This is a genomic window from Enterobacter chengduensis (assembly GCF_001984825.2).
Lineage (GTDB): Bacteria > Pseudomonadota > Gammaproteobacteria > Enterobacterales > Enterobacteriaceae > Enterobacter > Enterobacter chengduensis.
Genome location: NZ_CP043318.1, coordinates 1,951,649 through 1,970,895 on the forward strand (window position 1 = coordinate 1,951,649; position 19,247 = coordinate 1,970,895).

General features: G+C 47.0%; 20 protein-coding genes. 14 read left to right on the top strand and 6 right to left on the bottom strand.

The features are described from left to right. Window positions 1-13 precede the first annotated feature (13 nt). Complete coding sequence (locus FY206_RS09560) at window positions 14-568, top strand: TorD/DmsD family molecular chaperone (protein ID WP_032639575.1); 555 nt, start codon at window positions 14-16, stop codon at window positions 566-568. A gap of 96 nt (window positions 569-664) precedes the next feature. Next, window positions 665-1,147: a DUF1097 domain-containing protein gene (locus tag FY206_RS09565; RefSeq protein WP_077064580.1), complete on the top strand. Its 483-nt coding sequence runs from the start codon at window positions 665-667 to the stop codon at window positions 1,145-1,147. 42 nt (window positions 1,148-1,189) lie between these two features. Here the strand turns inward: FY206_RS09565 and csgG are convergent, their stop codons facing one another. From csgG to csgD, 4 genes are read right to left on the bottom strand one after another with little or no spacing between them, the layout of a single operon-like run. Further along, a complete protein-coding gene (gene csgG / locus FY206_RS09570) occupies window positions 1,190-2,023 on the bottom strand; it encodes a curli production assembly/transport protein CsgG (RefSeq protein ID WP_028019093.1) in 834 nt (277 codons plus the stop codon). Between the two features lie 26 nt (window positions 2,024-2,049). Continuing rightward, window positions 2,050-2,463, bottom strand: coding sequence for a curli production assembly/transport protein CsgF (gene csgF, locus FY206_RS09575; protein ID WP_032639579.1), 414 nt, complete (start codon window positions 2,461-2,463; stop codon window positions 2,050-2,052). Between the two features lie 23 nt (window positions 2,464-2,486). Then, window positions 2,487-2,876, bottom strand: coding sequence for a curli production assembly/transport protein CsgE (csgE, locus tag FY206_RS09580; RefSeq protein WP_032639581.1), 390 nt, complete (start codon window positions 2,874-2,876; stop codon window positions 2,487-2,489). A gap of 4 nt (window positions 2,877-2,880) precedes the next feature. Next, window positions 2,881-3,531: a biofilm master transcriptional regulator CsgD gene (gene csgD, locus FY206_RS09585; protein ID WP_021240790.1), complete on the bottom strand. Its 651-nt coding sequence runs from the start codon at window positions 3,529-3,531 to the stop codon at window positions 2,881-2,883. A 765-nt stretch (window positions 3,532-4,296) separates the two neighbouring features. Between csgD and csgB the strand changes: the two genes are divergently transcribed. The 5 genes from csgB to ymdB all read left to right on the top strand — a co-directional run bounded on the left by csgB (window position 4,297) and on the right by ymdB (window position 6,769). After that, window positions 4,297-4,752 (top strand): curli minor subunit CsgB, encoded by a 456-nt coding sequence (csgB, locus tag FY206_RS09590; RefSeq protein WP_032639583.1) that lies wholly within the window; start codon window positions 4,297-4,299, stop codon window positions 4,750-4,752. A 41-nt stretch (window positions 4,753-4,793) separates the two neighbouring features. Then, complete coding sequence (csgA, locus tag FY206_RS09595) at window positions 4,794-5,246, top strand: curli major subunit CsgA (protein ID WP_032639585.1); 453 nt, start codon at window positions 4,794-4,796, stop codon at window positions 5,244-5,246. Window positions 5,247-5,306: 60 nt separating this feature from the next. Then, window positions 5,307-5,639, top strand: coding sequence for a curli assembly chaperone CsgC (gene csgC / locus FY206_RS09600; RefSeq protein ID WP_032639587.1), 333 nt, complete (start codon window positions 5,307-5,309; stop codon window positions 5,637-5,639). 160 nt (window positions 5,640-5,799) lie between these two features. Beyond that, window positions 5,800-6,120, top strand: coding sequence for a type 1 fimbrial protein (locus tag FY206_RS09605; protein ID WP_032639589.1), 321 nt, complete (start codon window positions 5,800-5,802; stop codon window positions 6,118-6,120). Window positions 6,121-6,226: 106 nt separating this feature from the next. Continuing rightward, entirely contained in the window at window positions 6,227-6,769 is a 543-nt protein-coding gene (gene ymdB, locus FY206_RS09610) for an O-acetyl-ADP-ribose deacetylase (RefSeq protein WP_032639591.1), read from the top strand. A gap of 33 nt (window positions 6,770-6,802) precedes the next feature. Here ymdB and mdoC read toward each other — a convergent pair whose 3' ends face one another. After that, entirely contained in the window at window positions 6,803-7,942 is a 1,140-nt protein-coding gene (gene mdoC, locus FY206_RS09615; RefSeq protein ID WP_032639594.1) for a glucans biosynthesis protein MdoC, read from the bottom strand. Window positions 7,943-8,196: 254 nt separating this feature from the next. Here mdoC and mdoG point away from each other — a divergent pair, with 254 nt between their 5' ends. The 3 genes from mdoG to FY206_RS09630 all read left to right on the top strand — a co-directional run bounded on the left by mdoG (window position 8,197) and on the right by FY206_RS09630 (window position 12,583). Beyond that, complete coding sequence (gene mdoG / locus FY206_RS09620) at window positions 8,197-9,750, top strand: glucans biosynthesis protein MdoG (protein ID WP_077064579.1); 1,554 nt, start codon at window positions 8,197-8,199, stop codon at window positions 9,748-9,750. Next, window positions 9,743-12,292, top strand: coding sequence for a glucans biosynthesis glucosyltransferase MdoH (mdoH, locus tag FY206_RS09625; RefSeq protein WP_077064578.1), 2,550 nt, complete (start codon window positions 9,743-9,745; stop codon window positions 12,290-12,292). Before mdoG ends, mdoH begins: the two co-directional genes overlap by 8 nt. A gap of 63 nt (window positions 12,293-12,355) precedes the next feature. After that, entirely contained in the window at window positions 12,356-12,583 is a 228-nt protein-coding gene (locus FY206_RS09630; protein WP_032639597.1) for a YceK/YidQ family lipoprotein, read from the top strand. A gap of 6 nt (window positions 12,584-12,589) precedes the next feature. Here the strand turns inward: FY206_RS09630 and FY206_RS09635 are convergent, their stop codons facing one another. After that, entirely contained in the window at window positions 12,590-12,979 is a 390-nt protein-coding gene (locus FY206_RS09635; protein WP_032639599.1) for a MysB family protein, read from the bottom strand. 46 nt (window positions 12,980-13,025) lie between these two features. Between FY206_RS09635 and FY206_RS09640 the strand changes: the two genes are divergently transcribed. From FY206_RS09640 to FY206_RS09655, 4 genes are all read left to right on the top strand, one after another. Further along, the gene (locus FY206_RS09640) at window positions 13,026-14,861 is read left to right on the top strand and encodes a recombinase family protein (protein WP_080500353.1); all 1,836 of its coding nucleotides are present in this window, start codon (window positions 13,026-13,028) and stop codon (window positions 14,859-14,861) included. Between the two features lie 1,732 nt (window positions 14,862-16,593). After that, entirely contained in the window at window positions 16,594-17,067 is a 474-nt protein-coding gene (locus tag FY206_RS09645; RefSeq protein ID WP_052702695.1) for an HNH endonuclease signature motif containing protein, read from the top strand. A gap of 54 nt (window positions 17,068-17,121) precedes the next feature. Further along, window positions 17,122-17,592 carry a hypothetical protein gene (locus tag FY206_RS09650; RefSeq protein WP_045890787.1) on the top strand — a complete coding sequence of 157 codons (471 nt, stop codon included), beginning with the start codon at window positions 17,122-17,124 and terminating at the stop codon, window positions 17,590-17,592. Between the two features lie 850 nt (window positions 17,593-18,442). Further along, complete coding sequence (locus FY206_RS09655) at window positions 18,443-19,129, top strand: EAL domain-containing protein (protein WP_167513846.1); 687 nt, start codon at window positions 18,443-18,445, stop codon at window positions 19,127-19,129. Window positions 19,130-19,247: the final 118 nt, after the last annotated feature.

Sequence of the window (19,247 nt, forward strand, 5' to 3'; positions counted from 1 at the left end):
TGGAATAATAAAAATGAACGAGTTCTCCATCCTTTGTCGCGTGCTGGGTACGCTCTATTATCGCCAGCCGCAGGACCCGCTGCTGGTTCCGCTTTTTACGTTAATTCGTGAAGGCAAACTGGCGCAGAACTGGCCGCTGGAACAGGATGATTTACTGGAACGTCTGCAAAAAAGCTGCGATATGCAGCAGATCGCGACGGACTACAATGCGCTGTTCGTCGGCGATGAGTGCCGCGTTTCGCCATACCGTTCCGCCTGGCAGGAAGGGGCGACGGAAGCGGAAGTGCGTGCATTCCTTTCCTCGCGCGGTATGCCGCTGAGCGATACGCCAGCCGATCATATCGGTACGCTGCTGCTGGCTGCCTCCTGGATCGAAGACAACGCCGGGGATGATGAGAACGAAGCCATCGAAACCCTGTTCGAAACGTATCTGCTGCCGTGGGTGGGAACATTCCTGGGTAAAGTAGAAGCGCATGCCGCCTCGCCATTCTGGAGGACGCTGGCACCGCTCACCCGCGACGCGATCGCGGCGATGTGGGATGAGCTGGAAGAAGAGAGTGAAGAGTGATTTAAATCACACAAATTCTGCAACTCAACATTTCAATTTGCACATAATGTGCTTCTGATCGCATTTCTATGGTGCGCTTCTGCTAAGATGCGCGCCATGAACATATTACTTTCTATCGCAATAACGACGGGCATTCTCTCCGGACTCTGGGGATGGGTGGCCGTGTCTCTCGGATTGCTCAGCTGGGCCGGATTCCTTGGCTGTACGGCCTATTTCGCCTGCCCGCAGGGGGGCGTCAAAGGGCTCTTCATCTCAGGCTGCACGCTGATGAGCGGGGTTATCTGGGCGCTGGTCATCATGAAAGGCAGCGCGCTGGCGCCGCATCTGGAGATGCTGGGATACATCATGACGGGCGTGGTTGCCTTCCTGATGTGCATCCAGGCTAAGCATCTGCTGCTGTCGTTTGTGCCGGGAACCTTTATGGGGGCGTGCGCGACCTTTGCGGGGCAGGGTGACTGGAAGCTGGTGGTCCCCTCCCTGGCGCTGGGGTTGCTGTTTGGCTATGCCATGAAAAACAGCGGTCTTTGGCTGGCGTCGCGGCGGGAGAAAGCGCAAAACGTCACGGCCGTGAGTGAATAAAAAAGGCGAGATAATCATCTCGCCTTTTTTACGCGCTTCCCGTCAGGATTCCGGAGGTACTGACATATCGCGGTATTTCACCAGGATCGGATTCTGCACGTCCGCTTTGTTTTGCAGATCCCACAGCCCGCGGTCAATACCGTCGTTGATTAAGAAGATCACGCCGGTTTCAATGGCTGACATCAAACACATCATGACCGGCTCGTTAGAGGTGTAGCCAATTTCACCCTCCAGCAAACGCTGGTAATCGATGAAGCGGAATACCCCCGCCTGGACTTCATAAGACAGGATGGTTTTACTGGTGTTCACCGAAGAGAGCACTTCGCCGGTGCTGACGTTGACCACGCGCAGGTTAACCGCGATTTGGTCGAGCTGGTACTGGGTATCCGCACCAATACCGAAGTACCGCGCGCCCACACCCCCCGATTTAACGTTACTTTCGTAACCAATTATCGACCCTTCAATCATCACGTTCGCCGCCGCCAGAGATTGCAGAGGCGTACGGTTGTTGTCCGCGACGGTGCCATTTTCCTGTGCGGCACGAATAATTTTGCGCTCATTCAACAGGTTCTGCAGCCCCTGACGCTCAAGGGGAATAAACCAGTGTGAATCCTTAAGCGCGGTAACCAGCATCGCGGTGGCGCTTTGCGGCACGGCCGTGGAGAAGTTACTTGCCGGGTAAGGTTTAAATTGCCCGGTTTCATCCTGAATATTGTACACGGAGACAAATATTTTCCCCGTAGGAGAAGGTAAATGCGTTAAATCACGATAACTTTGGGCCCGAGGCATTAATGTCGGTTTTGCAGCTTCTTTGGGTGGAGCAGTTAAACAACCGCTCAATAAGCACACTGCAACAAATATCAGGAAGCGCTGCATGATTGTTGTCCTTATTTCGTTGTTGTTTAGAAGTTAGTTGAATCGTTTTGTAGACCGGAAACCTGAATGGTTGAGACTTTCCCGGTTTTACGATCGGTCACGTTCAGCTGAAGCTGTCCGTCCCGGTTGGCGATATCAACAATAAAGTCGTTGGTCACCATTCGGCCGGGTTTACCGGTATTAATATTGGTGAGCAAACCGCCTAAAATCTGCGACTGGATAGCCTGGGTGAAGTTGTCCAGTGCGGAGGGGGTATCCACGCTATAATCCTTGTAGCTTGGGTCCTTATAGGAGTTTTGCGCCTGAGCCTCATTCAGCAGAAACGCGCCGTTGTTAGGGTTACCCCCGAAGTTAGGGTTACGGAACTGAAACGTCATATTTCCGGCCCAGCTTATCGGTGTGATCAGCATTATTGAAACAACTGCATATGCAATACGCATGACAGCCTCCAGATATCGGTTCGCTAGAACTCGTCTTTTGCTAAATCGCGGGTGCTTAATAGCGCTTTATCTATTTGCAGGCGATTAATAGCGTCTTCGGATTGTGCCAGTGCCAGGGCTACGTTTTTATCGAAGTCGAGTTTGGTCGGAAATAAAAACGTTTGATATATAACGTCCTGATTAGCCGTTATCGTTATCCAACTTCCCCATCGTGCACTGGGCCGCTCGTTGATTGTTATATTACCCGTATAGGTACTGTCCCATTTGTCGCTGAAGGCACGGTAAAAGCTGTGCCCGATCGACGAGACGGTGTGGTCTGTTAACAATCCGGGAACTTCGACCTCGACGGCCTTCAGATTCCCAGCAGCGAGCAGGAAACCCGCTGCGGCGATCCAACTCAACGTGCGCTTCATGTGATTAACGCCTGAGGTTATCGTTTGCCCACGAAACCGCCTGAGTTCGGTTTTTCACAGCTATCTTCTTGAAAAGATTATAAAGGTGCGTCTTTACCGTATTTTCGCTGATAAATAACGAACGGGCGATTTCAATATTTGAAGCACCAATGCGTAGCTTATTCAGGATCTCTTTCTCACGGTGCGTGAGCAGTGCTGACTCTGAACTGTTATAGCGATAATTTCCGGAGTGCGTGATGAGATAGCTGGCAAGCTTTTGCGAGAAATAACACTCTCCGCGCAATATACCCTGCAGGCCCTCAACAACCCGGTCTTCTTCTTCCGTGACGTAGAATACGCCATTGATATGCGGCCAGCTTTCAATATCTCTAAAAGGATACTCATCAGGGGTGTTCAATAATAGCACGCGGATATTATTGTTTTTCCTGCTTAAAATATCTTGCCAGTAATGGATAAGCTTTTTATCAGCTTCCATCATATCGAACAGAATGATGCTGCCAGGTGCAATATCATCAAAAGAACGTTGAATATTATGCAATTTCCCGTTCAGTGATAAAGATTGCTTTAAATGTTGTAATAACGCTGTCGCTTGCAAAGAAGGTTTTGTGATCAACAGTAATGTATGACCATGTAAACTATGGACTTCATTATACATGATGAAACCCCACTTTTTTTTTGGCACCTGGCAGCTGGCCTCCTTTTTAACCGAGGCCCCCAGAAGTACTGACAGATGTTGCACTGCTGTGTGTAGAATCAGACCATAACCTCCACAGGGAGGTAAATATAAAACCAATTTCGTACATCTAATTTCAATCTAGCTTTTACGAAGTTTAAATCAAGTGTTAAACGTGTAACAGAATGTAAAAATCAATATTAATTTGTGAAAATTGATTGTATGGAATGATAGAAATTGATGCGAAAGTTGTACACTCTAATACAACTGCACAGATTTTAAAAATCATACAAATATTTTTATCTGCATGATTTTAATGTTTATTTATTATTTTTTTACAAGGTTGATTCAGTATGAGTTGCCGATTATTTCTAAGTCCAAAATTGAGTGGCTGCCTGCCTTAAGAAAACGGGCTTGGTGTCACGCTTGAGAAAAAACCCTCTTCTGCCGCTACGTTTAAACAACGCGGAAGGAAGCATGGACAGCCTTCGTCTCGTTGTACAACCCCACGGTTCGCGATCTGCAATAAAAAATATAAGCTGGCCTGATTAAAGTGATTTTTGATGAAAAATACGACTTTGTGGTGAGCCGATAAATAAAAATAAGGCGCGCGGGTGAGATATTTAAAATGTTTCAGCGGACATACTCTTCACCGTAACGACGCGTTAACACAATACGAAACGTTTTTACAAGTAACACGGTTGTACGGTTATGGCGTGATTCAATAACCAGGTCCAGGGTGACAACATGAAATACACATCGTTATTTATGGTGTTAACATTACTGGGTGCGCCTGGATTTGTAACCGCAGCGAATTCAGATTTAGCCAATGCTGAATATAACTTTGCGGTGAACGAATTAAGTCTTTCATCATTAAATCAGGCAGCCATTATTGGTCAACAGGGAGTTTTCAATAACGCTCAGGTTCGCCAGGAAGGTTCAAAACTTCTATCCATTGTTTCCCAGGATGGGGCAGGAAACAGAGCGAGAGTTGATCAATCAGGGAGTTACAATATTGCCTGGATCGCTCAGAGCGGTAACGGGAATGATGCAGGTATTACGCAAGATGGATACGGTAATAGCGCGAAAATTATCCAGCAAGGGTCGGGTAATAGAGCAAATATTACGCAGTACGGTACGCAGAAAACCGCAGTTGTAGTGCAGAAACAGTCGCAAATGGCGATTAACGTTATTCAACATTAATGCTTTCGCGACGACTTTAATCAATCCGACGGGGGTTTACCATGAAATTTTTCAAAGTGGCAGCGCTTGCAGCAATCGTAGTTTCTGGTAGTGCTATGGCTGGTATGATTAATCAAGGCGGCTGGGGTGATGATCATGGTCATGGTGGTTACGGTGGCCCAAATTCAACCCTGAATATTTATCAGAACGGTGGCGGTAACTCTGCGGTAGCCCTGCAGACAGATGCCAGAAATTCCGTCCTGAATATTAGCCAGACCGGTGGCGGTAACGGCGCCGACGTTGGTCAGGGTTCTGATGACAGTAAAATTAACCTGAGCCAGAACGGTTTCGGCAACAGTGCAACTCTTGATCAGTGGAACAGTAAAAATTCCAAAATGAACGTTAGCCAGTCCGGCGGCTTTAACGGTGCCCTCGTAGACCAGACTGCTTCGAACTCGACTGTTAACGTTACCCAGATTGGTTTCGGTAACCACGCGACAGCCCATCAGTACTGATACTGAAATCTGTGCTACAAAAAACAGGGCTGATGCCCTGTTTTTTTTCGGGAGTTCATCATGAATACCTTAATTCTCCTTGCCGCCCTGTCGAGCCAGATAACCTTCAAAACGTCGCAGCAGGAAAATATGACCACCATCATTCCGCAGGTCACTCTGGCACAATCGTGTGATTGTCAGGTTCAGATCGTTTCTGTGCGTGAAGGGCAGGGGGGACAAAGTTCTTCCAGACAGCAAAACACGCTTTTTATTCCCGCTAATCAGACGATTGATTTAATGCGCCTGAGTTTAAATATAAGCGCGGGTGACACGGTAAGCATCGTTGTCACCGTTACAGACGGTAAAGCGCTACATTTATCACAGCAGTGGTCGCCAGCGGAACGATCGCTATAAACATTCATGAAATCAATATGTTGCGAATGTGGCGAGGCTGCGCCGTTGGGCTATGCTGATATCAGGGACCTGGTTGTTATGTTCCGTACGTGAAACTTCGTTTGCCATAAATGAAGCGCGTTTACCCCTCATGGACGATTTTCATTGAGGAGTACTTATAATGAACAACGCATTTGCTCGACTCGCGGCAGGTCTGGGTCTGTTCGTTTCTGCTTTCAGTATACCGGCCTATTCGGCCACCGTTGTTGACGGTGGCGTGATTCATTTCCGCGGAGCCATTGTCGCAGACCCTTGTGAAGTCACTCCGCAGAAGCAACAGTTTGCCATGTCATGTCCAATAAATAACCGTATGCAAACGCGTATGGTCAGCTATGAAGAGGCGCTTAACGGGAAAGTGAGCGACTCAAGCCTGGCGACGCTTAATATGAAATACCTTAATCCTGAAAAAACGCTCGCGGTTGTCGAAATCCAATATCGCTAATGCGTACTCTCCCGCCCTGCGGTGGAAGAGGATTTTTTCTGATAGTTTTTTCTCCCGGTCTCCTCTGCGATACACTTAAGAAAAAGGCGGGTTGCAGAGGGGCTTTATGAAACCGCAAATTGAAATTATTCATGGCGATATTACGACAATGCACGTCGACGTTATCGTCAATGCGGCCAATCCATCCCTGATGGGGGGAGGCGGCGTGGACGGGGCTATCCACCGGGCTGCCGGACCGCAGCTGCTGGAAGCCTGTAAAATTGTCCGGCAACAGCAGGGCGAGTGTCCTCCCGGTCACGCGGTCATTACCCTGGCGGGCAACCTGCCTGCCAGAGCGGTTATTCATGCCGTAGGGCCCGTCTGGCATGGCGGGGATCGGCACGAAGCGAGTATTCTGGAAGAGGCTTACCGGAACTGTCTGCGACTGGCCGCCGACAACGGCTATAAAACGATGGCATTCCCGGCCATTAGCACCGGCGTGTATGGTTACCCTAAGGCCGCCGCCGCAACCATCGCCGTCGAAACCGTTTACCGCTATTTATCTTTAAAACCGCTGCCAGAGAAGGTCATTTTTGTCTGTTTCGACGACGATACCCTGCATCTTTATCAGCGGCTTTTGACCCAGCGCAGACAGGAGCTGGAAAGCTGAAGCCAACGCGGCGCATCGAATGCGCCGCGCTGTTTACGCGGCTTTCGCCGGTGGTTTTCCTGAGAAGAGGAAACGCAGGAGTGGGATCCGCAGGTGGATTTCGTAAAGGACGATCGCCACGCCCACCACAAACACCAGCCCGGTAAAGAAGCCCAGCGTGTTGGAGGCGATGTGCGGCGTGATGTAAGCCCCGAAGAAAAGCGTCAGCGGGTGATGCACCAAATAGATAAACAGTGACGCATTCACGAAGTAGGTCACGCGGCTGGACTTGAAGTTAAGCAGACGGTGGCCCAGCGCGAAGACCACGTTCACCATCCACAGGCCCAGCAGCATCGTGATCACGCTTTCCGTTTCATACATCCAGGCGTCGCCGCTGCCGTAGCGCTGGTTCAGCAGATAGGCCGCGAACGCGAGGGTGGCCCCCAGCGCGCACCACGGTGACGGGGTGATAAACAGCGATTTAAGTTTGGGATAAATAAAGGCCAGCGCGCCGATTAAAAAGAACGGAATGTAGAACAGCGACTGCATCACGACAAAGTTAAATAATCCGTCGCTCAAAATCGGCGGATAAACGATGAGCAGGGTCCGTCGCACGGCGGCATAGGCAATCCCCAACAGCAGGAAGAGCACCGACAGTCTACCCATCGTCACGTTAGCGAAGAAGGCGTCGGCTCTCGTGCTTAGATGGTGGCGCAGGCGGCTGAAAATCAACAGGCTCACCGTGGTGAGCACCACCAGCACCAGCAGGAACCACAGGTGAGACACCAGTTCCCAGACCAGCGTATTGTACTTTTCATACGGCGTAAGGTTCGGCCAGTTCTCGGCCTTGCCCTTTACGTATTGCAACATAATGAACTGGGGCAGCGTCAGCAGCGGAATGGCGGTCAGCATGGGGATCCCCACGCGCTCTACGCGCACTTTCCACCAGCGTTTGAGCGGATATCGCAGAAACAGCATGTAGGAAAAATAGCCGGAAATGACGAAAAACACCTGCATACGGAAGGCGTGAATAAAGTCATTAAACAGCGTCAGCCACCAGGAGGGCATCGCGCTATTCACGTGCCAGGTGTGACTGGAGTAAATCAGTGATATGTGAAAAGGGATCCCCAATAGCATCAGCCATGCCCGGATCGAGTCGAGGAAATATTCACGTTCTGTTGGTGTTGTGCTCATATAACGTTGTGCATTCTCAGACTTTTCGTCTTATCCCTAAGACTCATAATGGTTACATTCGAAGCCAACCCTACACCAAGACCGACACCCTGTCTCCAGGATAAGCACGCAAAGTGAAAAGCGGGTTCTTTCATTTGCTTATTCCATGAGCCAGCAGCTGAACAAAGCAGTGATAATGTTGTCGGATTGCCTGAGTTTCCATTAAAATGGATCGGATCGATATAAGCACACAAAGGGGGAAGTGCTTACTTATTATGAAACATAAACCACAGATGATGAAAATGCGTTGGTTGGGTGCTGCAGTGGTGTTATCACTGTATACCTCATCGGCACTGGCCTTTAACATCGACGATGTCGCAAAACAGGCAAAATCGATGGCAGGCAAGAGCTACGAAGCGCCGAAAAGTAACTTGCCCTCCGTTTTCCGCGACATGAAGTATGCGGACTATCAGCAGATCCAGTTCAACCACGACAAAGCGTACTGGAGCAATATTAAAACCCCGTTCAAGCTTGAGTTTTATCATCAGGGTATGTACTTCGACACGCCTGTTGCCATCAATGAAGTGACGGCGACCGCGGTACGTAAGATCAAGTACAGCCCGGATTACTTCAATTTCGGCAATGTCCAACACGACAAAGATACGGTGAAAGACCTGGGCTTCGCAGGCTTTAAGGTGCTTTACCCGATCAACAGCAAAGATAAAAACGACGAAATCGTGAGCATGCTGGGCGCCAGCTATTTCCGCGTCATTGGCGCCGGGCAGGTGTACGGGCTTTCCGCGCGTGGTCTGGCTATTGATACCGCGCTGCCGTCAGGTGAAGAGTTCCCGCGTTTCCGCGAGTTCTGGATTGAACGTCCAAAACCAACGGACAAACGGCTGACCATCTATGCGCTGCTGGATTCCCCGCGTGCAACCGGCGCCTATCGCTTTGTGATCATGCCGGGTCGTGACACGGTGGTTGACGTGCAGTCCAAGGTTTACCTGCGTGATAAGGTGGGCAAACTCGGCGTTGCGCCGCTGACCAGCATGTTCCTGTTTGGGCCGAACCAGCCGTCGCCGGCAACTAACTTCCGCCCGGAACTGCATGACTCCAACGGGCTGTCTATTCATGCCGGTAACGGGGAGTGGATCTGGCGTCCGCTGAACAACCCGAAACATCTGGCGGTGAGCAGCTTCGCGATGGAAAACCCGCAAGGGTTTGGCCTGCTGCAGCGTGGTCGTCAGTTCTCCCGCTTTGAAGATTTGGACGATCGCTATGACCAGCGTCCAAGCGCCTGGGTCACGCCAAACGGTGACTGGGGTAAAGGTAAGGTCGAGCTGGTAGAAATTCCAACCAACGACGAAACCAACGATAACATCGTCGCGTACTGGACGCCGGATCAGCTGCCGGAAGCCGGTAAAGAGATGAACTTCAAGTACACCATTACCTTCAGCCGCGATGAAGACAAGCTGCACGCGCCGGATAACGCGTACGTGATGCAGACTCGCCGCTCAACGGGTGATGTGAAGCAGTCTAATCTTATTCGTCAGCCTGACGGTACCGTGGCGTTTGTCGTGGACTTCACGGGCCAGGATATGAAGAAACTGTCTTCGGATACCGCCGTTGCCGCTCAGGCCAGCATCGGTGATAACGGTGAAATCGTTGAGAATACCGTGCGTTATAACCCGGTAACCAAAGGCTGGCGTCTGACCCTGCGCGTAAAAGTGAAAGATCCGAAACAGACCACTGAAATGCGCGCTGCGCTGGTCAGTAACGATCAGCCGCTGAGTGAAACCTGGAGCTATCAGCTACCTGCCAATGAATAATACATCTGAATATATTGATGCCATGCCGCTGACGGATATCGAAAAAGCGGCACTGCCTAAGAGCGACATCCGCGCGGTTCACACCGCGCTGGATGGCGAACATCGTCAGTTTACCCGTGATGATGATACGCCGCTCGGGTCAGTGAAGGCGCGTCTGGAGCAGGCCTGGCCGGACTCGCTGGCAGAAGGGCAGTTGATTAAAGACGACGAAGGACGCGATCAGCTTCAGGCGATGCCGAAGGCGACGCGTTCCTCGATGTTCCCCGATCCCTGGCGCACCAACCCGGTTGGTCGCTTCTGGGATCGCCTGCGCGGGCGTGATGTGACGCCGCGCTATCTGTCGCGCCTGACGAAAGAAGAGCAGGCCTCCGAACAGAAATGGCGTACCGTGGGGACCATCCGTCGCTATATCCTGCTGCTTCTGACGCTGGCGCAGACGGTCGTCGCGACCTGGTATATGAAAACCATCCTGCCTTATCAGGGCTGGGCGTTCATCAACCCGACGGACATGATGGGCCAGGATCTCTGGGTCTCCTTCATGCAGCTGCTGCCGTATATCCTCCAGAGCGGTATTCTTCTGCTGTTCGCGGTGCTCTTCTGCTGGGTTTCGGCCGGTTTCTGGACCGCGCTGATGGGCTTCCTGCAGCTGCTGATGGGACGGGACAAATACAGCATTTCAGCGTCAACGGTCGGGGATGAACCCCTCAACCCCGAGCACCGGACCGCGCTGATCATGCCTATCTGTAACGAAGACGTTGACCGCGTATTTGCGGGCCTGCGTGCGACCTGGGAGTCCGTGAAGGCGACCGGCAACGCGGCGCATTTCGACGTTTACATCCTGAGCGACAGCTACAACCCGGATATCTGCGTGGCGGAACAAAAAGCGTGGATGGAGCTGATTGCAGAAGTGCAGGGTGAAGGCCAGATCTTCTACCGCCGTCGCCGTCGTCGCGTGAAGCGTAAAAGCGGCAACATCGATGACTTCTGCCGTCGCTGGGGTAATCAGTACAGCTACATGGTGGTGCTGGACGCTGACTCCGTCATGAGCGGTGACTGCCTGAGCGGTCTGGTGCGTCTGATGGAAGCCAACCCGAACGCGGGTATCATTCAGTCCTCGCCTAAAGCGTCCGGTATGGACACCCTTTATGCGCGCTGCCAGCAGTTCGCCACCCGCGTTTACGGCCCGCTGTTTACGGCCGGTCTGCACTTCTGGCAGCTGGGCGAGTCGCACTACTGGGGTCACAACGCCATTATCCGCGTGAAGCCGTTCATTGAGCACTGTGCGCTGGCACCGCTGCCGGGCGAGGGTTCGTTTGCCGGTTCTATTCTGTCGCATGACTTCGTGGAGGCGGCGCTGATGCGCCGTGCGGGCTGGGGCGTCTGGATTGCCTACGACCTGCCGGGATCGTACGAAGAGCTGCCGCCAAACCTGCTGGACGAGCTCAAGCGTGACCGCCGCTGGTGTCACGGTAACCTGATGAACTTCCGCCTGTTCCTGGTGAAGGGGATGCACCCTGTTCACCGCGCGGTGTTCCTGACGGGCGTGATGTCTTATCTCTCCGCACCGCTGTGGTTTATGTTCCTCGCGCTCTCTACCGCGCTGCAGGTTGTCCATGCCCTGACGGAGCCGCAGTACTTCCTGCAACCGCGCCAGCTGTTCCCGGTGTGGCCGCAGTGGCGTCCGGAGCTGGCGATTGCGCTGTTTGCCTCCACCATGGTGCTGCTGTTCCTGCCTAAGCTGCTCAGCATCATCCTGATCTGGTGCAAAGGCTCGAAAGAGTACGGCGGTTTCTTCCGCGTGACCCTTTCACTGCTGCTGGAAGTGCTCTTCTCCGTGCTGCTGGCGCCGGTACGTATGCTGTTCCACACCGTGTTTGTGGTCAGTGCGTTCCTGGGCTGGGAAGTGGTCTGGAACTCACCGCAGCGTGATGACGACTCCACGCCGTGGGGTGAAGCCTTTATGCGCCACGGTTCTCAGCTGCTGCTGGGTCTGGTGTGGGCGGCCGGGATGGCCTGGCTGGATCTGCGCTTCCTGTTCTGGCTGGCGCCGATTGTCTTCTCCCTGATCCTGTCGCCGTTTGTCTCCGTCATCTCTAGCCGTTCAACGGTGGGGCTGCGAACCAAACGCTGGAAGCTGTTCCTGATCCCGGAAGAGTATTCCCCGCCGCAGGTGCTGGTGGATACCGATCGTTACCTGGAACAGAACCGCAATCGCTCGCTGGACGATGGGTTTATGCACGCCGTGTTTAACCCGTCATTCAACGCCCTGGCAACGGCAATGGCGACGGCGCGTCACCGTGCCAGCCAGGTGCTGGAGATTGCCCGCGATCGTCACGTTGAGCAGGCGCTTAACGAGACCCCGGAAAAACTCAACCGCGATCGCCGTCTGGTGCTGTTGAGCGACCCGGTGACAATGGCGCGTCTTCACTACCGCGTGTGGTCCGCTCCGGAGAAATACTCTTCGTGGGTGAACTATTACAAGGACGTTAAGCTGAATCCGCTGGCGCTAAAGACGAAGTCAGTCGTTAACCAGGGCGGGTAAGCGAAGCGCCACCCGCCAGATAAAATACCGGCTTAATCGCCGGTATTTTTTTAGAGGTGACTCATGAAAATACTCATCGTCGTACTGATGGCGTGCCTGCTGAGCGGCTGCGGCAGCATCATCAGCCGCACCATACCAGGGCAGGGCCATGGGAATCAGTATTACCCGGGCGTGAAGTGGGATGTCCGCGATTCCGCATGGCGCTACCTGACCGTGCTCGATCTGCCGTTCTCGCTGATTTTTGACACCCTCTTACTGCCCATTGACGCCAGCCACGGCCCGTACGAGTAGCGTCAGTTAACGCTCGTCCCACTCATCGGCCGCGGTTTGACCTTCTTCCGTATCCAGCGGCGGCTCGAGCTGAAACTCACCTTCATCCCACTCGTGCAGGGTGTTCTCTTCCAGCCACTCCTGCCGCAGCTCAATCTCGTCGTAATCGCCATCAAAAACGGCCTGCGCACCTTCACCGCTTAATATCGGCAAACATTCCCCTTCTTCGCCTTCGTCGGCAAAGAATTCGGCCTGCCACATAATATCCCCGTCCTGTAGAACGTATTTCTGGATATTAAGCTGCTGCACGTCGGCATCTTCTTCCTCAACGCCGGGGTTATCGGCGAGGAACTCTTCACGAGCGGCATCAATCGCTTCTTCCAGCGTACTATAGAATACATATTCTTTATCGGACATAATGAGTTCCTCATTGATTATGTTTATCAAATGTATAGGTGCATGAATGCGAACTGTCAAAGCCTACATTTATAGTAGGGTATCGAGCTTACAGCAGGTTGATGCTTTTGGCTTAGATCGCCAGATCAGTACAGTATTAGACTTCCTCGAAAACGCTAAACTGCCCACCGAATTAGGGTATCAACTTGATCCAAGCAATTACGAAGTACTGGAAAGTGATAAAGGTCTGTCAGGGTACAAAGGGCATAACTTTACCAAAGGTTCTTTAGGTCAGTTTAAGCGGCGTGTAGAGGCAGGGGAGATAACTGAAGGTTGCTTGCTAATCGAGTCTGTAGACCGCTTTTCACGTAAGCAAGGCTACGATGCTATCGATGAGTTTACTTTTTTAATCAAACGTAACATTGATATTGTAGAGGTTGAGACTGGACAAATTTACAGCTACAAACTCGACCACAAGTTATCCGCATTATCCACCAGTATCGAACGTGCTCACCAGGAATCGAAAAGAAAAGCCCGTATCAGTAAAAAATCATGGAACAGACGAAAAGAAGAATCATTGTCTACGGGTGTTGCTCTTAACAACAATACACCTGACTGGCTTTCTCTCAGCCACGATAAAAAGTCATATGAGATTGACCCTCAGAAGTTACAAACGATAACCAAAATTTTTGAGTGGTATAGTGATGGCTATGGTGTGACAGAAATCGTGAATCGGCTTAACGGGGAAGGCGATAGATACAATGGCAGAGGGTGGAACACGGTCACAGTCTATAACAAGTTGAGGGATCGCCGCCTAAATGGGTATCTAATCGGCAAGTACTCAACCATCCTGAAGAAAGAAAATGAAAGTACCAGTGACGCTGAAAAGCGAATCTTGGGAAATATTAAGATTAAGAAAGAAGCAAATGATAATGCAATACGTATCTATCCAGTAGTTATTGATGATGAGTTGTTTTCAAAAATTCAATCTATGATGGATAGAAATGTATCCTCCAAAAAGCAAAGAAGTACTACAACGAAGCAAAGAAATCTCTTTAACGGTTTAACTAAGTGCCATGAATGCGGTAGCCCAATGATCGTTCAAAGTATGTCTAATGGTGGGCAGTACTTGAGGTGTTATAGACAACGTACAAAAGATGAGAAATGTAACTCAAAAATGCTTCGGTACTTTGAAAGTGAGAAGGTGCTATTAGGGCACATTAAAAATCTCAATATTGATGAAATCTATAATGATCAAAAACAGAGTCAATCTTTAGAAGTACTGAAAAGGAAACTGTCAGATATTAATGAAAAAATAGTGTTGCTGAATGATAAGGTCAGGAGTGCCAGCGATGAAGATGAACTCTTTGCTATCATGGAATTCAAAAGAAAACGCATTATAGAAAAAGATGAATTAACTGAAAAGATAAGTGCACTTGAAAACGAAAGTGAAATTTTTCGTTTGGATTATAACTATGATGTAGAAAAGCTCACAGACCAGGACAACACAGTACTTAGAAGAAAAGCTAACGAGCATATAGCGAAGGTGATTTCCTCAATTAAGTGTCGAAGAATTGATTCTAGTTACATTGGTGCTTACTATCTCTATGATATTACCTACCATAGAGAAGTGCTTAAGCATATCCTGATTACCGATAACAGTGGCAAGTTGATTAGTGAAATAGCCATATCAGAAAAAGATAACGAACGTACTTATCAGGTAAGAGAAGGTGGTAAAACTGTTTTCAAGGTAGAATCGAATGGTAATGCCTGGGTATTGTATGCAAGTAGAACTAAAACAATAGATGATTTACTCTATTACATAACTACAATGATGGTTGGAAGAGAGCCAGATGAGTTTGTATACCAACTGAACGAAGATCAGATCGAATGGATTGACTAGTACTGGAGAGAATTATTAGTATGTGGATTAACCTGCTTATAGATATGATACTTGGTATTGGCCTAGTGTGCGGTCTTGGTTGGTTAATCCTTAGATTTTGGCCTTACATCTTCAGTGTAGTATTCATACTGGCGACGATCTATGAGTTGTGGAGCATTTTCATATGAACAATGTAACCATATCCCTGAAGGGTTTATTGAAAAATACAAAGTTGAGTAATGATAGTATTTCTCTTTTAAAAATGTAACTAACAATCGTTACATGTATTTTTGTGATAAATCTAACGTTACTTCCAAAGTACATAGTGATGTACTTGAAAGTAGTCTATAGTTAAATTGACAATAATAATAAAGTAGTATCAGTTGAGTAGTTAGCAGTACTTTGATGATAGTTGTCATGGGACGTAAGCGAAATACGATACATTTTTTTGCCCTGCTAGTATTTGATGGTATTAGCAGGGTGTTTTTATGTTTGAAGAACAATAGTAAAGCTAACTATTTATAACGTTGAATAGTACAAGCCATGATAAATCGCAAGGCAGACTATCTAATTTTCCGATAAGTATTTGATTATTGTAAAAACAAGATTTTACGTTTTAAGTTTAATTTTGGTCTCGTGTACGCTCGTATGCGAGGCTTTTTTGTATATGGTAATGCGTTGATATGGTTTTGTAATAGAGCCTCTCAAAACGCGTCACAGCAAAAATTTGCGTTAAGTGATTTGTGAGGGTGACTGATATCAGGCGATGTGAGATTTTTCTTGGTGAAAAAACCTTCTATTTGATATAATAACAATCAATCCAAAACTCCTGTTGGTGAAAGGTAGTACTGAAATGAGGTTGCCGCCTCTACCGTTTGCCGACGGTTAAAGGTACATTACCTTCTTATAGCCCCTGGAAGGATTCAGGGGCTATAGTATTGAAATGTTCCAACCTGGTATGTTCATATCAGTACTTCTATTACAATAACTCACATGATTACCCCTCTTTATATAAATAAATGTATACAATACAGGAGGCGTATACATGCTAAAACTTTTAATTGAATTCTTACTATTCCCAATCTACACAATACTAGTATTGATGTTTATGATTCTCACAGTACTAGCACTTCCAATAAAGATACGATTTGTAGAACGTTACATAAGACAATACATAAATAAAAGTACTAATGTAATACGCAAGAAAAAAACCTAAGAATTTTGGATCGGGTGATTTTTTCACGGTATAATGTAGGTATCTACAACATATTTGGGACAGACACAAAAAATGTCCTATAATATAGATATGGCTTTTTGAATGATCGAAAACGTTCACGTAGCCGAACTGCGAAGTATAATTCAATTCTCCAGCCATCAGAGACTAAATAGATGGTAACATTATAATTCTCCTATATTGCTAAAGTATAGCCCCCTAAAAAGGGCTATCTTTTTTGCTTGGGATAAATAACGTATACGTATACAAATTACATGAGTTAATTAAATGAAGAATAATAAATCTAAGGATAGAAAAGATAACGTAATAACCGCACGTTTATCTAATTCACAGGTTGAGGTACTAAAGAAATTGATTGATGAAGGTAAGGTATCAAAGGGTACTCTATCTTCTGCTGTAGGTTACTTAATTGATCAGTACATTGTACTAAACAGTAAGTAATTAATTGGTTGTCTACTAACCACACAATAAGTAGAAACGCGATTACAGGAAGTAACGCGGGTAATATGGAAGTTATATATGAAAATATGGAAAGAAACGAAATATGAATATTATGTGGTAAGTAATGAAGGTGATGTATTCAATACTAAGACAGAAACACTACTAAAGCTAACCCCTTCAAAATCTAATGGGTACTACAAAGTAACACTATCTGTCAAAGGTGGTGATAGTAGAACTGTAGAAGTTCATCGACTAATCGCAGAAACTTTTATTGAACGTGATGAATCATTGAAATTAGTTGTTGATCATATTGATGGTAATCCTCTAAACAATCACGTGGATAACCTACAATGGATTACACAAAAAGAGAATATGGCTAAAGCGAAAAATAAACGTAGCTGGAATAGATTCACCGAAGAAGAGAAAGTACAAATTATTGATGCGTGGAATACTGGAAAGTACTCATACATTGGGATTACATCTCACTTCAATCAACTATGGAACCGTAATACTACACGACATAGTTACACAAGAATTATCAAAAAAGCATAATAACTTAGGGGCTATCATGTAGGAGTGACAGCCCCATATTAAGGGGGAATTATAATGGCAAGAAAAGAAACAATACACAATAATCAAATGATCCAGAATGAACTACGTTTAATTTGCTTTAATTCACTATCTAGTGAAGCAAAAGAAGTAATGCGTGGGATAATCCAGAAAAGTACTTTTCTAGGTAAAAACCGTGTACCGGAAGAAGATGTATTTGCGATAGTAAAGAATGCTCCTGAATTCAGTGAAGTTATGGTATTTGAACATCTAAAACTATTCAGACAGAATAAAAATCAAAACTATCCAGATAGTAAATCATCGCGTGAAAAGTACAAACGCATAGCAACCCTAGTATCACAGGCGTTTGAAGTACTAGTAAAGGAAGGGAAATCCCTTAATAGAATGAAGCAATACAAACCAAAGAATACCGTAACTGAAGAACATGTAGCACTAGTTGAACTGCTAAAAGATGAAGGTGCGGATCTTATTACCTTAATTGAACGACTAGTAGCAATGAATAAGTAATTGATTTATATGGGAGTAATAACCGTAACTATAACCGTATTGTATACGTCGAAAATACGGTTATTATGAGTAAAATACGGTTGATGCCACAATATATAGTAGTTAAACCAATTGGTTACATACCATATATTGATTCCCGTAACTTAATATAATATACACTTTAAAGTAAATGCCTTACTTGTCTATTCAGTCTCATAGATCCTAACTCGCTTTGCTCGTTAGTCTCTGTAAAACCAAAAAGATAAGATCGTAAACTTGCGTTTTCTCGCTAGTCACTCGAAGAACGCCACGTCTTTTGTTTTTGTCTATCGACTACTGAAGGAAGTGAAAACCTATACTGTTTGGGGTCTGCCGTCTTTTGGAGTAACTACGCGGGCTTTGCCCTTGTCGGGTTATCGGGCTGTTTAAGCCCTTTCTATTAATCACTCTACTACTGGTACAGTACTACCAGAACTAAGGACTTATCAGATGACGAGGCAGCATACTTCCAACAATCTTTAGTTAACTTGGAGTTAGATACAATAATCCGAGCAATGAATATCTTTCCTAATCATCTAAAAATAGAATTACCAGATAAACCCATATAACTCTTAAGACCAAATTATAGTTTCATTATTACTGATTAACATTAAGAAACCATAAGGAAAGATGATACTTGCGTAAATGATGAAATACAATCTTAAACCCCTTGAGAACCGGATATTTGAGACAAGTACCCAATTTACGTTCAAAACCTTGAAAATATGTAAAATTCTTGTATATTTATAAACATAGGCTGATAACAAATAAAATATATTAACTTATTCTCATTTAGATTATGTACAATACTGAGCCAAGGGAAATGATTGATATGAAACATTTTTTAATAGTGGAGCCGTTAGTAGACCCAGTATCCATGAGGTTAAGAGGTGTGGAAATCCTAACTCGCACCCAAGATCAGGATGGTAAGTTCTTTCCGCCGGATACTGCCATTGACAGCATGAGCAATGAAGAAAGATGCTTGTTACTCAGAGAGCAAATCAATGCTATCAGACAAAAAAGTGAGTTCTTCACAAAGAACAATCTGTTATGTAGCCTCAATGTTAATAGGGATATGATCGAATGTATTATTCGAACACCAGAGAAGGATTGCCTACTAAGGGGTATGGATTATGTGCGGCTTGAAATTTCTGAGAGTCTGGCCACATGTGAAGTTCACACCCGTACTAAGCTAATAGAAACACTATGCTTTAGATTTGGAAAGGTATGGCTGGATGACATGGGGGCAGGGTACTGTGATATAAACATGGTCGATACGAATCACTATGAACTAATCAAGATTGACCGTGATTACTTCTGGCGGGAATCCAAGAAAGAACAGCCCTTTAAAGGTCTTGTACTCTATAAAAAGAAATGTGACAAAATTGTCTTTGAGGGCGTAGAGACAGATGAACAACTTGAACTAGCAAGGCGTTTAGAGGTGTGGGGTGTACAAGGTTACTTGTTTAACTCTTGTAAACTAATAGATATTGAAAGTCTGGCACTTCGCTATGACTAATATATGCCTATATAAGGCTGACACTTTAATATCTAGAATCGTTATGTGCTATAAAATTCTTGCCCTTGATAATGGTATATATGAGATATATCGCTTGAGTGAAAGCAGCGATCATTCG

Excerpts from the sequence above, each read along its gene's own strand:
- FY206_RS09560 (WP_032639575.1), top strand. The coding sequence starts at position 14 with ATGAACGAGTTCTCCATCCTTTGTCGCGTGCTGGGTACGCTCTATTAT.
- FY206_RS09565 (WP_077064580.1), top strand. The coding sequence starts at position 665 with ATGAACATATTACTTTCTATCGCAATAACGACGGGCATTCTCTCCGGA.
- csgG (WP_028019093.1), bottom strand. The coding sequence starts at position 2,023 with ATGCAGCGCTTCCTGATATTTGTTGCAGTGTGCTTATTGAGCGGTTGT.
- csgF (WP_032639579.1), bottom strand. The coding sequence starts at position 2,463 with ATGCGTATTGCATATGCAGTTGTTTCAATAATGCTGATCACACCGATA.
- csgE (WP_032639581.1), bottom strand. The coding sequence starts at position 2,876 with ATGAAGCGCACGTTGAGTTGGATCGCCGCAGCGGGTTTCCTGCTCGCT.
- csgD (WP_021240790.1), bottom strand. The coding sequence starts at position 3,531 with ATGTATAATGAAGTCCATAGTTTACATGGTCATACATTACTGTTGATC.
- csgB (WP_032639583.1), top strand. The coding sequence starts at position 4,297 with ATGAAATACACATCGTTATTTATGGTGTTAACATTACTGGGTGCGCCT.
- csgA (WP_032639585.1), top strand. The coding sequence starts at position 4,794 with ATGAAATTTTTCAAAGTGGCAGCGCTTGCAGCAATCGTAGTTTCTGGT.
- csgC (WP_032639587.1), top strand. The coding sequence starts at position 5,307 with ATGAATACCTTAATTCTCCTTGCCGCCCTGTCGAGCCAGATAACCTTC.
- FY206_RS09605 (WP_032639589.1), top strand. The coding sequence starts at position 5,800 with ATGAACAACGCATTTGCTCGACTCGCGGCAGGTCTGGGTCTGTTCGTT.
- ymdB (WP_032639591.1), top strand. The coding sequence starts at position 6,227 with ATGAAACCGCAAATTGAAATTATTCATGGCGATATTACGACAATGCAC.
- mdoC (WP_032639594.1), bottom strand. The coding sequence starts at position 7,942 with ATGAGCACAACACCAACAGAACGTGAATATTTCCTCGACTCGATCCGG.
- mdoG (WP_077064579.1), top strand. The coding sequence starts at position 8,197 with ATGAAACATAAACCACAGATGATGAAAATGCGTTGGTTGGGTGCTGCA.
- mdoH (WP_077064578.1), top strand. The coding sequence starts at position 9,743 with ATGAATAATACATCTGAATATATTGATGCCATGCCGCTGACGGATATC.
- FY206_RS09630 (WP_032639597.1), top strand. The coding sequence starts at position 12,356 with ATGAAAATACTCATCGTCGTACTGATGGCGTGCCTGCTGAGCGGCTGC.
- FY206_RS09635 (WP_032639599.1), bottom strand. The coding sequence starts at position 12,979 with ATGTCCGATAAAGAATATGTATTCTATAGTACGCTGGAAGAAGCGATT.
- FY206_RS09640 (WP_080500353.1), top strand. The coding sequence starts at position 13,026 with ATGCGAACTGTCAAAGCCTACATTTATAGTAGGGTATCGAGCTTACAG.
- FY206_RS09645 (WP_052702695.1), top strand. The coding sequence starts at position 16,594 with ATGAAAATATGGAAAGAAACGAAATATGAATATTATGTGGTAAGTAAT.
- FY206_RS09650 (WP_045890787.1), top strand. The coding sequence starts at position 17,122 with ATGGCAAGAAAAGAAACAATACACAATAATCAAATGATCCAGAATGAA.
- FY206_RS09655 (WP_167513846.1), top strand. The coding sequence starts at position 18,443 with ATGAAACATTTTTTAATAGTGGAGCCGTTAGTAGACCCAGTATCCATG.